Here is an 18693-nt window from a genome sequence, read left to right as displayed (position 1 = left end):
CATCGGCTTGGGGAAAACCGATGCTTTAAAAAGCATTCATTGTTCCAACAGACGCTTCTGTTGTGCCGTAGTCTACTTTCACAAGCAAACCCGATGCAAATTAATCTTATATCTAATACTATGAAAAACACATCTATATAACAACGGCGTTTTTATTTTGTTCAATGGAAAAATGATTTTTTTTGTGTTACCTTTGCAAAACGGTAAAAAAACAGCAGTTTTATGAAAGAATACGCTTACGACGAAGACAGTGTACGCGCCCTGACGGACTGGGCGGAAAAGGCTTCTTTCCCTCAGGAAGTGAGCCTGAACGAGGCCGAACATATATTCGATGTGCCGCGTTTCGTGCAGGCCAACCTGAACGATATCAAGGCGCATTATCCCGATCCGTTCTACAACCCGGCTATCACGCGGCTGTATTTGTTGAAAGAAGTACTGGGAGAATAGGCCTTTGACAGGAAGAATATTCGGACAGAAGAACAAAAGAACAAAAAAGAGTATGTATATCTCTCAAAAGATGTTGTTCTTTTGTCCTTCTATCCGAATCTGAACAAATTTTACAGTGTGAACTTTAATATCTTTGCGCCATAGCCGCGGACGCTGGTCTCTGTAGCCTTGTAGGGCAGCAGGCAGACCGCTTCCCGTTCACCTGTGAGCAGGTCGACAGCCTGGTAGTGTTCCACTTGCGGTATCTGCAGGAAGCTGAAGGCATGGGAGGGGATGTTGACCGCCACTTCCGCAGGCACGGGGTCGAAGTTGATGACGAAAAGCAGTACTTCGTTCCCGTACTTTCGCAGGAAGGTGAACTGGCGGTGTTCGTTGAAGCGCCAGCCACCGATATTGGCATACATCAGGTCGAAGAACTGGCCTTGAGAGATGGCTTTCTCTTCACGGCAGAGGGTGAGGACGCGACGGTAGGCGGCTTGCAGGCGTTTCTCGTCGTCGGTCAGCATACGGCCGTCGAACTTGCCTCCGTTTCGCCAGCGGCGGATGGTGTCTACGCTCCAGTAGTCGAAGATGGTGGTGCGGCCGTCGCATCCGCTGAAACCTTCGTGGTCCATACCCCGTTCGCCCAACTCCTGTCCGAAGTAGACCATCATGGGGTTGGTGTTCATGCAGGCTGCTACAATCAGGGCGGGGATGGCTTTCCAGGGAACGCCGGCAAAGAAATCGGAGGCGATGCGCTGTTCGTCGTGGTTCTCCAGGAAGTTGAGCATGCGCTGTTCGATGCCTCCCAGGCTCTGCCAGCAGCGGGTGATGGCGGTGGCCGATTCGTGGCCGCATACGATGGCACGGAGTGTGTCATAGAGTCCTACCTTGTCGTACAGATAGTCGAAGTGGCCGCGGAACAGGTAGTTGTGATATTCGTTCGGATTGTAGACTTCGGCGATGAAGAGTACGTCGGGGTATTGTTCCTTTACTTGCGGGATGGCCCATTCCCAGAACTCAACCGGTACCATCTCGGCCATGTCGCAGCGGAAACCGTCGATGTGTTTGGAGGCCCAGAAGAGCAGGATGTCCAGCATCTTGCTCCAGGTGTCGGGTGTCGGGTCGAAGTGCCGGGTGCCTCCGTTCTGATAGTCTACACCATAGTTAAGCTTGATTGTTTCGTACCAGTCGTCGATGCCGGGGGTGGCGTCAAAACGGTTGTTCCCAGTAGCTTTGGCCGGGTATTCGTGGTAGGGCTCGGCGGCGCTGCCTTTCATGTCGAACTGGCCGTGGAGCTCGCTCTGCGGGATGTAGTAGAAGTTGTTGTAGGGACTGAAGGCATAGTGCGGGTCGTCGTTGGCGCCGAGCTGAGTAGTGCCGTCGGGCTGTGTGTCCGAATGGTATTGGCGTGCCACGTGGTTGGGTACGAAGTCGATGATGACTTTCAGGCCGCTGCGGTGGGTGCGCTGCACCAGATTTTCGAATTCCTTCATGCGTCCGGGCACGTCTTTGGCCAGGTCGGGGTCTACATCGTAGTAGTCCTTGATGGCGTAGGGCGAGCCTGCCTTCCCCTTGACGATGGCCGGATGGTCGGGGCGGATGTTGTAGCGGCGGTAGTCGGTCTGCGTGGCGTGCTCGATGATGCCCGTGTACCATACATGCGTGGCACCCAGACGCTTGATTTCGTCCAATGCCTTGCCGGTAAAGTCGGCCATCTTGCCGCAGCTGTTCTCGGCCATGCTTCCGTTGTGGATGCAATGATTATTGTTGTTACCGAAGAGTCGGGTGAACACTTGGTAGATGATGAGTTTGTTGTCGTCGTTGTTCATATTCTTTATAATATTAGAGGTCATTATGGTATAATCTGTCTTATTCTGTTTTCCACACGCTCCCTTTCTCTTCCAGCAGGCGGGCAAGGGTTTCGCGCGCGGTATCGTATCCGTGCATGAAGATTTCTTCCGCCTTCTCCAGTTCCCGGTTGCTGTATTCGGCCAGGTTGGTAGGCTCGATGAGCAGGTCGGCCTTCTCGCGTTCGGGGAAGGTGTTGGAACGGAACATGAAGTTATAGGAGCGCAGGGCGATGCTCACGATGTTCATCTTGTACTTGGGAGCCATGAGGGGGCTGACGTTGATGGCCACTACCTTCTCGCACACGCGGCGGATGATGCTCACGGGCAGGTTCATCAGTACACCGCCGTCCACGTAGTTGGTACCGTCGATGCACACGGGCGCGAAGAGTACCGGCATGCAGCACGAGGCGGCTACGCGTTCGGCTATTTCACCCTTGTGGAAGTTTACCAGCCGCCCGTGGTCCAGATCGGTGGCAGTCACGATGAGGGGGGTCTTCAACTCTTCCAGCCGGCGGGCTTTGAGGTTACTTCGCAGGAAGTCGATGAACTCTTCCAGCTCGAACAGGCCCACTTTGGGGATGACCAGCTTGGTGAGGTCCTGAAACGTGTGGCCGGCAAAATATTTCAGTACTTCGTGCGGTTCGTTTCCGTCGGCATAGAAGACACCTGCCAGTGCTCCGGCACTGACTCCCGCCAGGATGTCGGGCTTGATGTCGTGCTCCAGAAGAGCCTGCATCACGCCCAGATGGGCAAATCCCTTGATGAAGCCTCCGCTCAGGGCGAAGCCTGTCGGATATTTGTTGGTGAAGTAGTTGTTGGCAGTCGCTTCCATATACAATCTGTTTTTCTTGGCACGAAGATACGGAAATTCTGAAAAGAAGAAAGAAACTTGGGCAAATTAATCGTACAGAAAATGAATTTGTTTCCAGCTGTTTTTGACAAAGTGACATTTTGTTTTCCCAATGGCCTGAGAATCGCTTGTTTCGAACTGTCGGAGGACGCGACGGAAAAGAACGAAGCGGAACAGGGCTTTCTTGCTTGTAATGAATGGGATAGCGAAATCTTTACATTTGAAATAGACGAAAAATAGGCTCTCATCGGCTGAAAATGAAAAGAAAACGGGCAGATGGAGCTGTAAAAAGGTACGTTTTGGGGCAAAAGATGCAATGTTTTTGCTCCTATCATGCAATGTCTTGTTCCAAAACATGCGATGTAAACGTCAAACATATACAATCTTTTGCCCAAAAAACGGTAATGTTCCGCTGGTTTGCGGGCTTCCTTTCGCACATATAAAGACTTTCAGACACCTTTTCGGTGCTTTCTAGTATAAGCGCTTGTCAGCAGAATGGTTTAGTTTGCGTCAATATGTCGGATATTTCCACTGAAGGGTAGCAAACTGATGGACTTCAGATTTTTCTGCAGGCCCAGTTTCCACGGCAGATATACCGATGGCAGAAGAGCAGGATGAAGGCAGCATAAACCAGTTCGGAAGTCCAGCACAGGGCTACGTCGAGCCGCAGGTAAAGGATGATGAACGTGATATAGGCCACATAGATGACCAGCACGCCGAGTTCCAGGCACAGGGCTGTGCGTGTATTACCCGTACCGGAGACTGCCTGGAAGTAGACATTGGCCGGAACCAGTAACAGATATGTCGCACACATGACCCACAACGAGGGGACGGCAGCCTGACGCAACTCTTCAATGTCGGTATAGATGCCCAGCACTGCATGGGGGAACAGGCTGAAAAACAGGGCCAGCGGTAACACCAGCCAGTAGGCCAGGCGGATGTGCTGGCGGATAGTGGGGCGTACACTGTCAGCATGGCCTGCTCCTATAAGGTTGCTGACCAGCGAGCCGCAGGTCGAGGCAAAGGCCATCATGACCATGAACAAGATACCGCTGACGCTGCGGATGATGTTGGTGACAGCCAGCGGCCTTTCGCCCAGATGCTCGATGTAGAGGAAGAAAAGAAACCACGTAGAGAGTGAAATGAAGTTCTGCAACATGGTCCAGAATGATACGTCCAGCATACGGCGCAATACTGGTAGCTGTAACCGTGGAATGCGGTCGAGGCCATACTTGCGGCAGTCGATGCGGCAGCGGGTATAGACGATGAAGAACACGAGCGATACCAGCTCGGCGAGCGACGAACCGATGGCTGCTCCCGCAATACCCAGCGCAGGCAGGCCCAGTTTACCGAAGATGAGGACGTAGTTGAACACCACGTTGCTCAGCACCATGACCACAGAGTTCAGTGTCAGTGTGCGTGTCTGTGTAGTACCCAGGAAGAAGGCACGGAAGATGACGGCGCTGAATGAGAAGAAGGCACCGAACACGCGCCAATGCAGGTAGGATGTGGCTGCTTCGTAAATCTGTGGGGAAGCAATGATGCGCTTCAGCAGCAGGGGCGAGAAGCAATAGGAGAGGAGGAACAATACGGCAGCAAGTCCCGTCTGGAAATAGATGCCCTGATAGAACAGAGACCCTATCTCGTGGTATTGCTGCTCGCCGTTGCGGCGGGCGATGAGTATCTGCGTCCCGATGCTGAATCCGAACGCGACCATGAAGATGACCATGTAGAACACTCCGGCAATGGCGGAAGCTCCCAGTTCCACTTCACCGACCCGGCCCAGGAAGGCGGTGTCGGTCATTCCGATCATCTGTTCCATAATCAGGCTGATGAGAATGGGGTAGGCGATGAGCCAAATCTGCTTGTCGGTATAATGGGTAGAGGATGTTGTTTTCATGTTTCGTCTTTTTCATTGGATTAAAAAACAAATGACGCGGACAACACAGATTTGCTTTTATCCGTGTTTTCCGCGTCATCCGTGTCAGGAGAATAGCTCTTATAGTTTGCTTGAATGCTTTACCATATATATTCCTGGTCTCTTATTTACGGTTTTGCCGTTGTCTCATCAGTTCTTCCTGCTGTTTCTGCATAGCCTCGAGGCGTGCGGCAAAGCCGGATGTCTTCATCTTCTTGGGATCCTTCTTGTTGGCTTCCAGCTGGGCGAGCAACTTCGCCTCGTTGGTTGTCTTGCGCAGTACGATAGTCGTTATCACACTGATAAGGGTAGAGATGAAGTAGTAGTAGTTCAGCCCCGACGGATAGTCGTTCAGGATGAACAGGAACATGATGGGCATCAGATAGGACATCCATTTCATGGCAGCCATCTGCGGGTTGGCACCGGTATCCTGTTGTTGCATCATGTATTTCGTGTTCAGGATGTTGGTCACAGTCATCAGCACACAGAACAGGCTGAGGTGATCACCCAGGAACGGAATGCGGAACGGGAAGGTGACGAAGGCATCATAGGTTGAAAGGTCGTCGGCCCACAGGAAACCCTGCTGACGCAGTTCGATGGCACTCGGGATGAACATGAACAGCGCAATCAGTACCGGCATCTGAATGAGCATCGGCAGACAGCCGCCCATCGGGCTGACACCATACTGACTGTAGAGGGTCATAATCTCCTGCTGCTTTTTCATGGCATCTTCCTGTTTGGGATACTTCTGGTTGATGACATCGATTTTCGGCTTCAATACACGCATTTTGGCCGATGACAGATAAGTCTTCCATGTAGCGGGGAATACCACAGCCTTGACGATGAGCGTCAGGAAAAGCAACACCATACCCATGCTGAGACCCCAGCCCGAGAGCCAGTCGAAAATGTTGATGATGAACCATTTGTTTACCCATCGGAAGAGAGGCCAACCCAGGTAAACCAGTTTGTTCAGTTCCCACTCGTTGTCGCGGTCGTTGTCGAGTGCGGTCAGAGTCTTGTAGTGGTTGGGACCGAAGTAGAAATACATCTGTGTGGCGTCTTTTCCACTCGGATCGAACAGCGTATTCATTTCGGCCGAGTAGTCTTTGATATAACCACTGCCCTGTGTCTCCATCTTGGAGGCCAGTTTGGCTTTCTCAAAGTTTGCATCTGTGATGAAGACCGATGAGAAGAACTGGTTCTTGAATGCAATCCAGTTCAAGGGTTCGGCTACTTCCTTTTCGTCGTTCTTGGCGGCGGAAAGATAGTCGGTGCCTTCACCGCTGATTTTATAGGTCAGTTCGGCCAGGCGGTTTTCGTAAGTATATCCTTTTTCAATTTGGCGGGCACGCTGTGACCATTCGATGTCCACGTGCTTGTTGCCCGATGCTAACTTGCCTTCCATACCTACGGCCCGAATGCTGAAGTCTACCAGATAAGAACCTTGGCGCAAGCCGTAGTTGAAATCAATGTAGCTGTCGGCACTGGCAGAAAGACGCATGGTGAGCGTGCTGTCCGTGTGGTTGACAGCCTTGAAATAATAGTTCCGGCTCTGGATGGTTTCCTGTTTGTTGTAGAACAGGAAATTCAGATTGATGTCATTGCCATTGAACAAGGTAACGGGAGTCTTCTTGTCCTGCTCCATATATTCCTTTAAGGTAACCGAGAACGGTGTACCACCTTTGGTGCAGACGGCCAGTTCCATTACATCGTTCTGGAGGGTAACCAGCGAATCTGCTCCCTGCAGGGCTCCGAAGAACAAGGAGGTGGAGTCGTTGACGGCTTCGGCCTTTTCGTTGGCAAGGGCTGCTTCGGCTTTGGCTTTCAAGTCGGCTTCGCGCTGTTGTACCAGAGCGATGGAGTCGTAGTAACGTTTTTGGGCTTCCAGCTGCTCCTTGCTGGGACGGCTCAGGAAACTGAAACCGACCAGAAGGATAGCTATCAGCACAAGTCCGGTAATGGTATTTTTATCCATTGGGATCTTTTCTGTTTAATATGAATATGATTAAGATGAATTAGTTGTTCGTCTGTTTCTTTTTCTCGTCTTCGTGATATTCGATGGCTGCTTTTACGAAGGATACAAACAGCGGGTGCGGATGGAGCACGGTACTGCTGTATTCGGGGTGGAACTGTGTACCGATGAACCAGCGGAGCGTAGGAATCTCTACGATTTCCACGAGGTCGGACTCAGGATTGATACCCGTGCATTTCATGCCGGCCGCTTCGTATTCAGCCTTGTACTGGTTGTTGAATTCATAACGATGGCGATGACGTTCCTGAATGTGCTCCGTTCCGTATGCTTCGTAAGCCTTGCTTCCCTTTTGCAATACACATTCGTATGCGCCCAGACGCATTGTGCCGCCCATGTTGGTGATGGACTTCTGCTCTTCCATGATGTCGATGACATTGTGGGGCGTCTTTTCGTTCATCTCGCGCGAATTGGCATCGGCATATCCCAGCACGTCACGTGCAAATTCAATGGCGATACACTGCATACCCAGACAGATACCAAAAGTCGGTATGTCGTGAGTGCGGGCATATTTGATAGCTACAAACTTACCGTTGATGCCACGTTCGCCGAATCCGGGGCCGATAAGTACTGCAGACATTCCCTTCAGGGCTTCGGCAATATTGTCGTCCGTCAGCTTTTCGCTGTTCACGAAGTCAACGGATACTTTGCGGTCATTATAGGTACCGGCCTGTGAAAGAGCTTCGCGGATGGATTTGTAGGCATCCTGCAGGTCGTATTTTCCAACCAAAGCGATGTGAATCGGTTCTGTATTTTCGGCCTTGTGGCGGCGTTCCAGGAAGCTGCGCCAAGGTCCCAGCCCCGGCGTATCGCCAACAGGAAGACCCATTTTCTTCAAAATGGTTTCGTCCAGCTTCTGTGCCTGCATCAGGATGGGCACTTCGTAGATGGTAGGAGCGTCAATACTCTGTACTACAGCGTCGACATCTACATTACAGAACAGCGCTACTTTCTTACGGAGGTTCAGGCTCAGTTCGTGTTCTGTGCGCAGTACCAGTACGTCGGGCTGTATACCCGCACTCTGCAGTTCCTTTACGCTGTGTTGTGTCGGCTTGGTCTTCAGCTCTCCAGCTGCTGCCAGGTAAGGTACATAAGTAAGGTGGACACACAGAGCATCTCTTCCAAGTTCCCACTTCAACTGACGGATGCTTTCCAGATAGGGCAACGACTCAATGTCGCCTACGGTACCACCGATTTCGGTAATGACAAAGTCGAATTTATATTTGTTGCCCAGCAGTTTGACGTTACGCTTGATTTCATCCGTGATGTGCGGAATGATCTGGATGGTCTTGCCCAGATAATCGCCACGGCGTTCCTTGTCGATGACACTCTTGTAGATGCGGCCTGTCGTAATGTTGTTGGCCTTGGTCGTCTGGATGCCCAGGAACCGTTCGTAGTGACCTAAATCGAGGTCGGCTTCATGACCGTCTACTGTTACATAGCATTCACCATGTTCGTAAGGGTTCAGTGTTCCCGGGTCGATGTTGATGTACGGGTCAAATTTCTGGATAGTTACTTTGTAGCCTCTTGCCTGAAGCAGCTTGCCGATGGAAGATGAGATGATTCCCTTGCCTAACGAAGAGGCAACGCCACCGGTGACGAAAATATACTTTGTTTCTCCCACAACTATAATAGGTTTTAATTTGTTATATGTCTGATGTCGAGTGCAATTGTGTATGCAATTGCATTTTTAAGCTGCAAAATTACAAAAAAAAGAGGATGAAGTAAATATTTTAAGCTAATTTTGTGCCCGTATCGTGATTTTAGGGCTTTAAACAGATATTATGACTCGTATGAAGAATGGACATCTTTGGGCGTGGACAATGATAGTGATGATTTCCACGCCGCTATCAGCACAGGTACCTGTCGGACAACTGGACAGGACAGGGTATGGACAAGTGGAAGACAGTGTGATATTGGGTGATACTGTCAAACAGCACTTGGTTGTGGATTCTGCATCAGTAGCCGATTCTTTAAAAGTTGATTCGTTACGACCTGACACGTTGCAGGCCGACTCCTTGAAGCTTGTTCCGCTTCCGGCTGACACGCTGAAAGCAAATAAGAAAGTAACGAAAGGAAAGGCGAAAGTCAAAAAAGAGAGTGAGCCCAAGCTGTCGGACTTCTTGGCGCAATATTGTTTGTTGAAACTGAATAAGACGTCGGATACGGCTACGGTGGCGCAGCTCGATACGGTCTCCTTTTTGTATCAGAAGCATTTGGGCGTTTTGGAGTACTTGAACGATCCTTCGACGCCGGAGCGTTATATCGTGTCCGATCCCAAATATTTCAGGTTATTCTTGCCTTTTACTTTCTACTATTCACCGATGGAGCGAATTTCAAAGTTGAACTGGAAACCATCGTACGTGAATGATACGATATCGGATTCGGAACTCAATGAAAAGTTGTTGCCGATTGACAAGCAGACATTCCAGACATTTGAGCAGACGAACAGCGCGGTTGACCGTGCTCTGTTGGCTGCTTATGTGGAGTGTCCGAACAAAATCGTGTTGACGGAAGACGAAGTGATGGAAAAGAAAGTATTCAAGGATGATATTGAAGGGGAAATTTCGTCGAAACCTTCAGTTACCAAGCTCATCAAGAAAAAGGATATTACGTTCAATGAAGAGGCAGGAGTGGTAATTCACAAGCCCAATTGGTGGGTAACATCGGGAAGCGGATCGCTGTCGTTCTCACAAAACAGTATTTCCCGCAACTGGTATAAAGGTGGTGAAGGTTCCAATTCGTTCCTTATCAATTTGCTGTTGAGAGCCAACTATAATGACAAGGAAAAGGTGGAATGGGAAAATCTGTTGGAAATCAAAACCAATATCAACTCGGCACCTTCGGATACCGTACATAAGTTCTTGGTAACCAGCGACCAACTCCGTCTTTATAGTAAATTGGGTATCAAGGCAATAGCCAAATGGTACTATACCATATCTACAGAGTTGAAGACGCAGATCTATAATTCGTATGGTACAAACAGCAAGGACTTGAAAGCGGCGTTCCTGGCACCTTTGGATTGGGCAACCAGTATCGGTATGGACTATAAGCTGGAAAAAACCAAATATAAATTGTCTGTATTTATGGCGCCTTTCACGCACTCTATGCGTTATGTCGGCAATAGCAAAGTGAATGAGGTCGGTTATGGCTTGGAGGAAGGGGCATCAGTGAAACACAGCTTTGGTTCTCAGGTTCAGACAAATTTTGAGTGGACGATTATTCCTTCCATCAAACTGAGGTCGCGTCTCGATTATTTGACGAGTTATGAATGGGTACGTGCAGAATGGGAAAACAACATCGACTTTATATTGACCCGTTTCCTCTCTGCCAAACTCTACGTATTGGCGCGTTATGATGACAGTACGAAGCCGACAGTAGGCGATGACTATTTTCAGGCTACTGAGACGTTAGGATTCGGACTCAATTATTCGTGGTAATTCGGAACAAGCTATTGTAATTATGATATCAGGTATGGGCAAAGCGGGTAATGGCCCGCTTGTTCATACCTGATTTATTTTTTAACGGATGGAAAAACAGTGCTTTTTACTGAAAGAAAGACTGCTTTGTGAGCGTTAAACCAATGTTTTTTTGAAAAAAGAATGTTTGCGCACACAGAAAATGCATAAGAATGACTTGTAGTTCATAAATAATGCTTAAATTTGCCGCGATTTGTAATGCGCACTTTGCAAAATGACAGATATTATAAGACATCAAGGTATTGTGGAAAACATAGAAGGGTCCCACTTGCAGGTCAGAATCGTTCAAACTTCTGCCTGTGCTGCCTGTAGTATCAAGGGACATTGTTCTTCTGCCGATTCCAAAGAAAAACTGATTGACGTGGTCGATGCAGCTTTTGCCCGAACTTGTCATCCTGGCGAGCATGTGTGGGTGACGGGGAGACTTTCCATGGGGTATATGGCTGTGTGCCTGGCCTTTGTCCTGCCTTTCCTTTTGTTGGTGACAGCGCTTTTTGCCTTTATGGCGTTATGGCACCATGAATTGTATGCTGCTTTGTGTGCTTTGGCGTTGCTGATACCCTACTATTTTGTATTGTGGTTGGGCAGAAACCGCTTGAAACGGAAATTCTCCTTCTCTATCCAACCGATGAACTAACTAAAATTCAAATAATTAATAAACAACAAACATTATGAATGTAATTCTGATTGCAGTAATTTCGTTGGGCGTGATTGCGTTGGTACTGGCTGCCATCCTTTATGTCGCTTCCAAAAAATTTGCTGTGTATGAAGATCCGCGGATTGCTCAGGTTGCAGCTGTGTTGCCTCAGGCAAACTGCGGTGGATGTGGTTACCCAGGTTGCAGCGGATTTGCCGATGCTTGTGTCAAAGCCGGATCGCTTGAAGGCAAGCTTTGTCCGGTAGGTGGACAACCTGTTATGGCGAAAGTGGCCGATATCCTTGGATTGGCTGCTGCTGTATCCGAACCAAAAGTAGCCGTAGTGAGATGTAATGGTACGTGCCAGAACCGTCCCCGTCTCAATCAGTATGATGGTGCTAAAAGTTGTGCCATCGCTTCTTCACTTTATGGTGGTGAAACAGGTTGCAGTTACGGTTGTTTGGGATGTGGTGATTGTGTATCGGCATGTCAGTTCGGCGCTATCCGTATGAATCCTGAAACGGGACTTCCCGAAGTAGATGAAGCCAAGTGTACGGCTTGTGGTGCTTGTGCCAAGGCATGTCCGCGTAATATCATCGAGATTCGTCCGCAAGGGAAAAAGTCGCGTCGTGTGTATGTTCAGTGTGTGAACAAGGATAAGGGTGCTGTGGCCCGCAAGGCTTGTACGGCAGCTTGTATCGGTTGTGGAAAGTGTGTGAAGGTATGTCCGTTTGAAGCCATTACACTGGAAAACAATTTGGCTTATATCAATCCGGACAAATGTAAGTCTTGCCGTAAGTGCGAGGAAGCCTGTCCGCAGAATGCCATCGTGGCCTTGAACTTCCCTCCGCGCAAACCTAAGACAGAGGAAGCTGAGGTCGCATCTGCTCCCAAAGTGGAGAAACCTCAAACGGAGGCTCCTGCAGTGAATCCTGAAGCTCCGAAGGCAGAAGCATAATCAATCAAGAATAATAAACGACTAAATACAAAATTTGTATGTTGAAGACATTTTCAATCGGTGGAGTTCATCCACAAGAAAATAAACTTTCAGCACATCAGCCTATCATTAAAGCTGAAGTTCCGGCAAAGGCTGTCATTTTGTTGGGACAGCATATCGGTGCTCCGGCCAAGCCTATTGTAGCTAAGGGTGATGTCGTGAAGGTGGGTACAAAGATTGCCGAACCGGGTGGATTTGTATCTGCAGCCATCCATTCTTCCGTGAGTGGAAAAGTGGCCAAAATAGATACGATAGTCGATGCAAGCGGTTATCCCAAACCGGCTATCTTTATAGATGTGGAAGGAGATGAGTGGGAAGAGAGCATTGACCGTTCTGAAACATTGGTAAAGGAATGCACGCTTTCGTCGGAAGAAATCGTAAAGAAAATAGCCGACGCAGGTATTGTAGGTATGGGTGGTGCTTGTTTCCCCACACAAGTAAAACTTTGCCCTCCTCCGGCATTCAAGGCCGAATGTGTCATTATCAATGCGGTTGAATGTGAGCCTTATCTAACGGCCGACCATCAGCTGATGCTTGAGCACGCCGAAGAGATTGTGGTAGGTGTGACTATTCTGATGAAAGCAGTCAAAGTAAACAAGGCGTTTATCGGAATTGAGAACAACAAGCCCGATGCCATTCAGCTGATGACAAAGGTGGCTTCTTCCTATCCGGGCATTGAAGTTGTACCGTTGAAGGTGAAATATCCGCAGGGTGGTGAAAAGCAGCTGATTGATGCAATTATTCAGCGTCAGGTAGCTGCTGGGGCATTGCCTATTTCTACAGGTGCTGTTGTGCAGAATGTAGGTACGGCTTTTGCTGTTTATCAGGCTGTGCAGAAAAACAAACCCTTGTTCGAACGTGTCATTACGGTGACTGGAAAATCACTGGCCAAACCGTCCAATTTCCTGGCTCGTATCGGTACACCCATGAAGCAGCTGATTGATGCCTGTGGGGGTCTGCCCGAAGATACTGGCAAGATTATCGGTGGTGGTCCTATGATGGGAAAAGCGCTTGTCAATACAGATGTACCCACTGCTAAAGGAAGTTCCGGCATCTTGATAATGAATGACAAGGAGGCCAAGCGTGGTGCTGTGCAACCTTGTATCCGTTGTGCCAAATGTGTGAGTGCCTGTCCGATGGGCCTGGAACCATTCTTGCTTGCAACCGTATCGGCTCATGGTGATTTTGAACGTTTGGAGAAAGAAGATATCATGTCATGCATTGAATGTGGATCGTGCCAGTTCACTTGCCCCTCCAATCGCCCGATGCTTGACTTTATCCGTTTGGGTAAGGCGAAAGTAGGTGCAATAATACGTGCACGCCAAGCCAAAAAGTAAATAGTAATATATAGAATTAATAAACATCTATGAATAAGTTGATTGTATCCCTATCGCCTCACGTTCATGGGGGTGACAGTGTGAAGAAGAATATGTATGGCGTGCTTGTAGCCTTACTGCCGGCTTTTCTCGTGTCGCTCTACTTTTTTGGAGTGGGTGCATTGATTGTTACTTTGACTTCCGTGCTGGCTTGCGTATTTTTTGAGTGGGCCATCGGCAAGTTTATCATGAAGAAAGAAACGACAACCATTTTGGATGGCTCGGCCATTATTACAGGTGTGCTGTTGGCGTTCAATCTGCCTTCTAATCTGCCTGTTTGGATTATTATCATCGGTGCCCTTTTTGCCATTGGCGTGGGCAAGATGTCTTTTGGTGGCTTGGGTTGTAATCCGTTTAACCCTGCATTGGTGGGACGTGTGTTCCTTTTGCTTTCTTTCCCTGTGCAGATGACGAGTTGGCCGGCTGTCGGACAGATGGTTGCCTATACTGACGCAGTGACTACTGCTACTCCTCTGGCTATTATGAAAGGTGTGGCCAACGGTGCGCCGGGCTTTTCAATGGATCAGCTTCCCAGCGCATTGGATTTGTTCTTCGGTAATAACCCCGGATGTATTGGTGAAGTAAGTGCTTTGGCTCTGTTGATCGGGTTGGTTTACATGCTTTGGAAGAAAATCATTACGTGGCATGTTCCTGTATCCATTTTGGTGACAGTATTCGTCTTTGCTTCTATCATGCATTGGGTAGATCCGGCCCAATATGCTTGCGGTGTTACCCATCTGTTGTCAGGAGGTCTGATGTTGGGTGCTATTTTTATGGCAACCGATTATGTAACTTCGCCTATGAATCATAAGGGAATGCTTATCTACGGTGTCTGCATCGGATTGCTGACAGTCATAATCCGTCTGTTCGGTGCTTATCCCGAAGGTATGTCTTTCGCCATTCTCATTATGAATGCGTTCACTCCGTTGATTAATACGTATGTCAAACCTAAGCGCTTCGGGGAGGTAGCAAAGAAAAAATGAAAAAGTTAGAATCGTCTTTAAAAAATATGTTGTTGGTGCTGACGGGAGTTACAGCTATCTCCGTCGCATTGTTGGCATGGGTTAACGAACTGACTAAAGAGCCTATTGCCGCTGCTAATGCAAAGACACTGAGTGATGCAGTAAAGGCTGTTGTCCCAGGTTTTGATAACGATCCGATTGCTGAAAAGAAAATGCAGGATGTGAACGGTGTTGAATATGCTGTATATCCTGCTACGAAAGGTGGCGAATATATTGGTGCTGCCGTCGAGGCAGAGGCAATGGGATTTGGTGGCAATCTGAAGGTTCTTGTCGGTTTTGATGCTCAGGGTAACATCATCGATTATTCATTGCTTTCCCATGCTGAAACTCCTGGATTGGGTTCCAAGGCTACCGATTGGTTTAAGAAAGGGAATAAGGGTGACATTACAGGTAAGAATCCTGGTACAGCCCCGCTTACTGTGAGCAAAGATGGTGGCGAGGTTGATGCCATTACGGCTTCGACCATCACTTCTCGGGCTTTCTTGAATGCTGTCAATACAGCTTATGCAGCCTATGCAGGTCAGAATACGGCCGATGGTGCTACCGGCGCTACTCAAAAGAATGTTGAACAACCCGCTACAGAATCTGCAGCAGATTCTGTCAGTGTCAAATAAAGAAAGGAGCCTGACTTATGAATAACTTTAAAGTTTTGATGAACGGCATTGTCAAGGAGAATCCGACGTTTGTGCTTTTGCTGGGTATGTGTCCTACATTAGGTACTACTTCCTCTGCCGTCAACGGTATGGGCATGGGATTGGCCACAATGTTTGTGCTTATCTGTTCGAATGCAGTTATATCTGCCATCAAGAATCTGATACCCGATATGGTACGTATTCCTTCTTACATTGTGGTTATCGCTTCGTTTGTAACTTTGCTTCAGATGGTAATGCAGGCATATGTACCGGCATTGTATGCTACATTGGGCCTTTTCATTCCGCTGATTGTAGTGAACTGTATCGTGCTGGGGCGTGCTGAAGCTTTTGCTGCCAAAAATAATCCGATAGCTTCTTTGTTCGACGGTATCGGTATTGGTTTGGGCTTTACCATTGCTTTGACACTTCTGGGTGCTGTACGTGAGTTTTTGGGTACCGGCAAAATTTTTGGCCTGTCAATTATTCCTGAGGAATATGGTATGCTGATTTTTGTGTTGGCTCCGGGTGCTTTCATTGCCTTGGGTTATCTCATTGCATTGGTAAATCGACTGAAGAAGGCATAAGAGCTTCATTGTTTATTCTTAATTAAAGCAATATGGAATATATTCTGATATTCATTTCGGCAGTATTTGTCAATAACATTGTACTGTCACAATTTTTGGGAATCTGTCCCTTCTTAGGAGTTTCCAAAAAAATCGATACGGCACTGGGTATGTCGGCAGCAGTGGCATTTGTGCTTACTATTGCTACGATTGTAACTTTCCTGTTACAGAAATATGTACTTGATGCCTTTGGTTTGGGTTATTTGCAGACAATCACCTTTATTCTTGTAATTGCAGCCTTGGTACAGATGGTAGAAATTATCCTGAAGAAAGTTTCTCCTTCGTTGTATCAGGCTTTGGGTGTATTTTTGCCGCTGATTACAACAAACTGTTGTATTTTGGGTGTGGCTATTCTGGTTATACAGAAAAACTATGATCTGTTGACCGGAGTTGTTTATGCTTTCTCTACGGCTTTAGGCTTTGGATTGGCACTGACTTTGTTTGCCGGTTTGCGCGAACAAATGAGTCTGGTCAATATTCCCAAGGGTATGCAGGGGACTCCAATCGCATTGATTACAGCTGGATTGCTGGCTATGGCTTTCATGGGTTTCTCTGGAGTCGTAAAGATTTGATAGAATAGAATAATTGTTATTCATGCCGGTTTGTTAGTCTGTGTACAGATAAGTGTCTGTCACAAAATAACAGACCGGCATGTTTTTTTTTCCTATTTTTCTGTATATAATGAAAAATGTTTGCTACTTTTGTAGCTATAAAAATAACCGAAAAACTAAAAACGTCTCTATTTATGAAAGGAAGAATATTAGTGACAGGTGGAACCGGATATATTGGTTCTCATACCGTTGTAGAGCTTCAGAATGCAGGTTATGAGGTGGTAATCATCGATAATTTGTCCAATTCTAGTGCCGATGTGGTAGATAACATAGAAAAGGTATCCGGTATACGTCCGGCTTTTGAAAAGCTTGACTGTCTGGATCTGGAAGGACTTGATGCCATGTTCACTAAATATAAAGGTATTAAGGCTATTATTCATTTTGCTGCCAGCAAAGCAGTGGGTGAATCTGTAGAAAAACCTTTGAAATATTATCGGAACAATCTGGTTTCCTTGATTAATTTGCTTGAGTTGATGCCCAAACATGGAGTGGAGGGAATCGTATTCTCTTCTTCATGTACGGTTTATGGTCAGCCGGATGTATTGCCTGTAACTGAGTCTGCACCGATAAAGAAGGCAGAATCTCCTTATGGCAATACAAAGCAGATTAACGAAGAAATCATTCATGATACGGTTGCTTCAGGTGCTCCTATCAATGCTATTTTGTTACGTTACTTTAACCCGATAGGTGCTCACCCCAGTGCATTGCTCGGTGAATTGCCGAACGGCGTTCCTCAGAATTTGGTACCTTATCTCACTCAAACGGCAATTGGTATCCGTGAAAAGTTGAGTGTATTTGGTGATGATTATGATACCCCTGATGGCTCATGCATCCGTGACTTCATCAATGTGGTAGATTTGGCTAAAGCGCATGTTGTAGCCATTAACCGTATTCTTGAAGGAAAGCAGAAAGAGAAAGTCGAGGTCTTTAATATTGGAACAGGTCGTGGACTTTCTGTACTTGAATTGATTCACGCATTTGAATCGGCTACAGGCGTTAAGTTGAACTATCAGATTGTAGGTCGTCGCGCCGGTGATATTGTGAAGGTATGGGCCGATCCTACATTGGCTAATAATGAACTTGGCTGGAAGGCTGAAACTTCAATAGAAGACACTGTACGTTCAGCATGGAATTGGCAGTTGAAGCTTCGTGAAAGAGGTATTCAATAAAAAAAGTACAAAAAAATATCAAGTGCATTGAACAAATACAAGAAAGTATTTGTTTTATGATAGCAAGAAGCCTTAACCGGTATGTATATGTGAATATCCATATTTGGCCATTTATGCTAAGCATAAAAAGGCAATTGCATAGTAGTTTTGTCGTGTTTTATTTTGTGTTTGTGTTGTGAATAGGCTTTGTCGAGACGACAAGGCCTATTTTTTTATCAATTTCTGCTGAATGATAGAAGGATTTTGCTTGATAATGGTAGGATTTTGATATTTCTTTTTCTTTGTACCTTGCTGATTGAGTGGTCTGTCTTGCGATTTGATGGATGGAATAATATTGTATGTTTCTGATAGGATTTTGAATCCGTTCTGTTGGATGTTTCACTTATTTTGCCTGCGATTAAAAACATTTCGCTTATGGTAAAATTGAAATCTTCCGAATTGGCTAGACTGATTGATATCAGTGCCGTACGGGCAGAATCAACTTTGGCAGAAGTCAACTTGATTGTTGAAAGTGCCCGATTATACAATTTTGTTTGTGTGTTTTCTATGCCTTCCATGCTTCCATATGTCTTTTCAGGATTAAAAGGAACGAATAGTGTAGGTATAGGTGGTATTGTTGGTTTTCCCTCTGGTGGCGATACGACAGAAAGTAAAGTGTGGCAAGCTGTCGACTTGAAAGCTCAAGGATGTAATGAAATCGATATGGTGATGAATATCGGTAAATTGAAGTCAGGTTTGTATGAGGATGTACTTCAGGATATAAAGCGGGTGAAAGAAGCTGTGCAACCATTGCCTTTGAAAGTTATAATTGAAGTACCGCTATTGAATGATGATGAAGTTGTAAAGGCTGTTTCTATTGTTCTGGACTCGGGAGCTGATTTTGTAAAAACGGGTACAGGATGGGCTGGTACAACAGATATGCATCATGTAGAACTGATCAAACAAACGGTAGGTAATCGTATTAAATTGAAGGTAGCTGGGGGGGCCGTACATTAGAAACATTGGAAACTATGTATGAAGCTGGTGTCTGTCGTTTCGGAATCGGTTATAAATCAGCCTTAAGTATCATGA

Annotated in this window: 16 protein-coding genes; 11 read left to right on the top strand and 5 right to left on the bottom strand. The window is 47.1% G+C overall.

What is annotated here, in order from left to right; genetic code table 11:
- The first annotated feature begins 222 nt into the window (after positions 1-222).
- A complete protein-coding gene (locus tag RDO88_RS11100; protein WP_307759438.1) occupies positions 223-447 on the top strand; it encodes a hypothetical protein in 225 nt (74 codons plus the stop codon).
- A gap of 110 nt (positions 448-557) precedes the next feature.
- On the opposite strand, the gene RDO88_RS11095 is transcribed toward RDO88_RS11100, so the two are convergent.
- The 5 genes from RDO88_RS11095 to RDO88_RS11075 form a co-directional block, all read right to left on the bottom strand.
- Positions 558-2258 carry an alpha-amylase family glycosyl hydrolase gene (locus RDO88_RS11095; protein ID WP_307759437.1) on the bottom strand — a complete coding sequence of 567 codons (1701 nt, stop codon included), beginning with the start codon at positions 2256-2258 and terminating at the stop codon, positions 558-560.
- A 40-nt stretch (positions 2259-2298) separates the two neighbouring features.
- Complete coding sequence (locus RDO88_RS11090) at positions 2299-3111, bottom strand: patatin-like phospholipase family protein (RefSeq protein WP_307759436.1); 813 nt, start codon at positions 3109-3111, stop codon at positions 2299-2301.
- Positions 3112-3685: 574 nt separating this feature from the next.
- Positions 3686-5029: an MATE family efflux transporter gene (locus RDO88_RS11085; protein WP_307759435.1), complete on the bottom strand. Its 1344-nt coding sequence runs from the start codon at positions 5027-5029 to the stop codon at positions 3686-3688.
- Positions 5030-5171: 142 nt separating this feature from the next.
- Positions 5172-7022 (bottom strand): membrane protein insertase YidC, encoded by a 1851-nt coding sequence (gene yidC, locus RDO88_RS11080; protein ID WP_307759434.1) that lies wholly within the window; start codon positions 7020-7022, stop codon positions 5172-5174.
- Between the two features lie 40 nt (positions 7023-7062).
- Entirely contained in the window at positions 7063-8700 is a 1638-nt protein-coding gene (locus tag RDO88_RS11075; RefSeq protein ID WP_307759433.1) for a CTP synthase, read from the bottom strand.
- Positions 8701-8869: 169 nt separating this feature from the next.
- Between RDO88_RS11075 and RDO88_RS11070 the strand changes: the two genes are divergently transcribed.
- The 10 genes from RDO88_RS11070 to deoC all read left to right on the top strand — a co-directional run bounded on the left by RDO88_RS11070 (position 8870) and on the right by deoC (position 18618).
- Positions 8870-10516 carry a DUF3078 domain-containing protein gene (locus RDO88_RS11070; RefSeq protein WP_307759432.1) on the top strand — a complete coding sequence of 549 codons (1647 nt, stop codon included), beginning with the start codon at positions 8870-8872 and terminating at the stop codon, positions 10514-10516.
- A gap of 253 nt (positions 10517-10769) precedes the next feature.
- Positions 10770-11192: a SoxR reducing system RseC family protein gene (locus RDO88_RS11065; protein WP_307759431.1), complete on the top strand. Its 423-nt coding sequence runs from the start codon at positions 10770-10772 to the stop codon at positions 11190-11192.
- Positions 11193-11226: 34 nt separating this feature from the next.
- The gene (locus RDO88_RS11060) at positions 11227-12150 is read left to right on the top strand and encodes a Fe-S cluster domain-containing protein (protein ID WP_307759430.1); all 924 of its coding nucleotides are present in this window, start codon (positions 11227-11229) and stop codon (positions 12148-12150) included.
- A gap of 38 nt (positions 12151-12188) precedes the next feature.
- A complete protein-coding gene (rsxC, locus tag RDO88_RS11055) occupies positions 12189-13526 on the top strand; it encodes an electron transport complex subunit RsxC (RefSeq protein ID WP_307759429.1) in 1338 nt (445 codons plus the stop codon).
- Positions 13527-13555: 29 nt separating this feature from the next.
- Positions 13556-14548: an RnfABCDGE type electron transport complex subunit D gene (locus RDO88_RS11050; RefSeq protein WP_307759428.1), complete on the top strand. Its 993-nt coding sequence runs from the start codon at positions 13556-13558 to the stop codon at positions 14546-14548.
- Positions 14545-15201, top strand: coding sequence for an RnfABCDGE type electron transport complex subunit G (locus tag RDO88_RS11045; RefSeq protein WP_307759427.1), 657 nt, complete (start codon positions 14545-14547; stop codon positions 15199-15201). Before RDO88_RS11050 ends, RDO88_RS11045 begins: the two co-directional genes overlap by 4 nt.
- 17 nt (positions 15202-15218) lie before the next feature.
- Positions 15219-15803, top strand: a complete 585-nt coding sequence (locus RDO88_RS11040) for an RnfABCDGE type electron transport complex subunit E (protein WP_307759426.1) — start codon at positions 15219-15221, stop codon at positions 15801-15803.
- 32 nt (positions 15804-15835) lie between these two features.
- On the top strand, positions 15836-16414 hold the full coding sequence (gene rsxA, locus RDO88_RS11035) for an electron transport complex subunit RsxA (RefSeq protein WP_307759425.1): 579 nt from the start codon (positions 15836-15838) through the stop codon (positions 16412-16414).
- A 173-nt stretch (positions 16415-16587) separates the two neighbouring features.
- Positions 16588-17622, top strand: a complete 1035-nt coding sequence (gene galE / locus RDO88_RS11030; protein WP_307759424.1) for a UDP-glucose 4-epimerase GalE — start codon at positions 16588-16590, stop codon at positions 17620-17622.
- Positions 17623-18036: 414 nt separating this feature from the next.
- Positions 18037-18618 (top strand): deoxyribose-phosphate aldolase, encoded by a 582-nt coding sequence (deoC, locus tag RDO88_RS11025; protein ID WP_307759423.1) that lies wholly within the window; start codon positions 18037-18039, stop codon positions 18616-18618.
- Positions 18619-18693 lie beyond the last annotated feature (75 nt).

Origin of the sequence: uncultured Mediterranea sp. (assembly GCF_902493215.1) — a bacterium.
Classification (GTDB): Bacteria; Bacteroidota; Bacteroidia; order Bacteroidales; family Bacteroidaceae; genus Bacteroides.
The sequence above is the reverse complement of the archived record's forward strand: the minus strand, read 5'-3'. Positions and strand labels throughout refer to the sequence as shown.

What these genes read in the sequence shown, in the direction of transcription:
- RDO88_RS11050 (WP_307759428.1), top strand. Translation starts at nt 13,556, where the DNA reads ATGAATAAGTTGATTGTATCCCTATCGCCTCACGTTCATGGGGGTGAC.
- RDO88_RS11045 (WP_307759427.1), top strand. Translation starts at nt 14,545, where the DNA reads ATGAAAAAGTTAGAATCGTCTTTAAAAAATATGTTGTTGGTGCTGACG.
- rsxC (WP_307759429.1), top strand. Translation starts at nt 12,189, where the DNA reads ATGTTGAAGACATTTTCAATCGGTGGAGTTCATCCACAAGAAAATAAA.
- yidC (WP_307759434.1), bottom strand. Translation starts at nt 7,022, where the DNA reads ATGGATAAAAATACCATTACCGGACTTGTGCTGATAGCTATCCTTCTG.
- RDO88_RS11070 (WP_307759432.1), top strand. Translation starts at nt 8,870, where the DNA reads ATGAAGAATGGACATCTTTGGGCGTGGACAATGATAGTGATGATTTCC.
- galE (WP_307759424.1), top strand. Translation starts at nt 16,588, where the DNA reads ATGAAAGGAAGAATATTAGTGACAGGTGGAACCGGATATATTGGTTCT.
- RDO88_RS11090 (WP_307759436.1), bottom strand. Translation starts at nt 3,111, where the DNA reads ATGGAAGCGACTGCCAACAACTACTTCACCAACAAATATCCGACAGGC.
- rsxA (WP_307759425.1), top strand. Translation starts at nt 15,836, where the DNA reads ATGGAATATATTCTGATATTCATTTCGGCAGTATTTGTCAATAACATT.
- RDO88_RS11040 (WP_307759426.1), top strand. Translation starts at nt 15,219, where the DNA reads ATGAATAACTTTAAAGTTTTGATGAACGGCATTGTCAAGGAGAATCCG.
- RDO88_RS11095 (WP_307759437.1), bottom strand. Translation starts at nt 2,258, where the DNA reads ATGAACAACGACGACAACAAACTCATCATCTACCAAGTGTTCACCCGA.
- RDO88_RS11060 (WP_307759430.1), top strand. Translation starts at nt 11,227, where the DNA reads ATGAATGTAATTCTGATTGCAGTAATTTCGTTGGGCGTGATTGCGTTG.
- RDO88_RS11100 (WP_307759438.1), top strand. Translation starts at nt 223, where the DNA reads ATGAAAGAATACGCTTACGACGAAGACAGTGTACGCGCCCTGACGGAC.
- RDO88_RS11065 (WP_307759431.1), top strand. Translation starts at nt 10,770, where the DNA reads ATGACAGATATTATAAGACATCAAGGTATTGTGGAAAACATAGAAGGG.
- RDO88_RS11085 (WP_307759435.1), bottom strand. Translation starts at nt 5,029, where the DNA reads ATGAAAACAACATCCTCTACCCATTATACCGACAAGCAGATTTGGCTC.
- deoC (WP_307759423.1), top strand. Translation starts at nt 18,037, where the DNA reads ATGGTAAAATTGAAATCTTCCGAATTGGCTAGACTGATTGATATCAGT.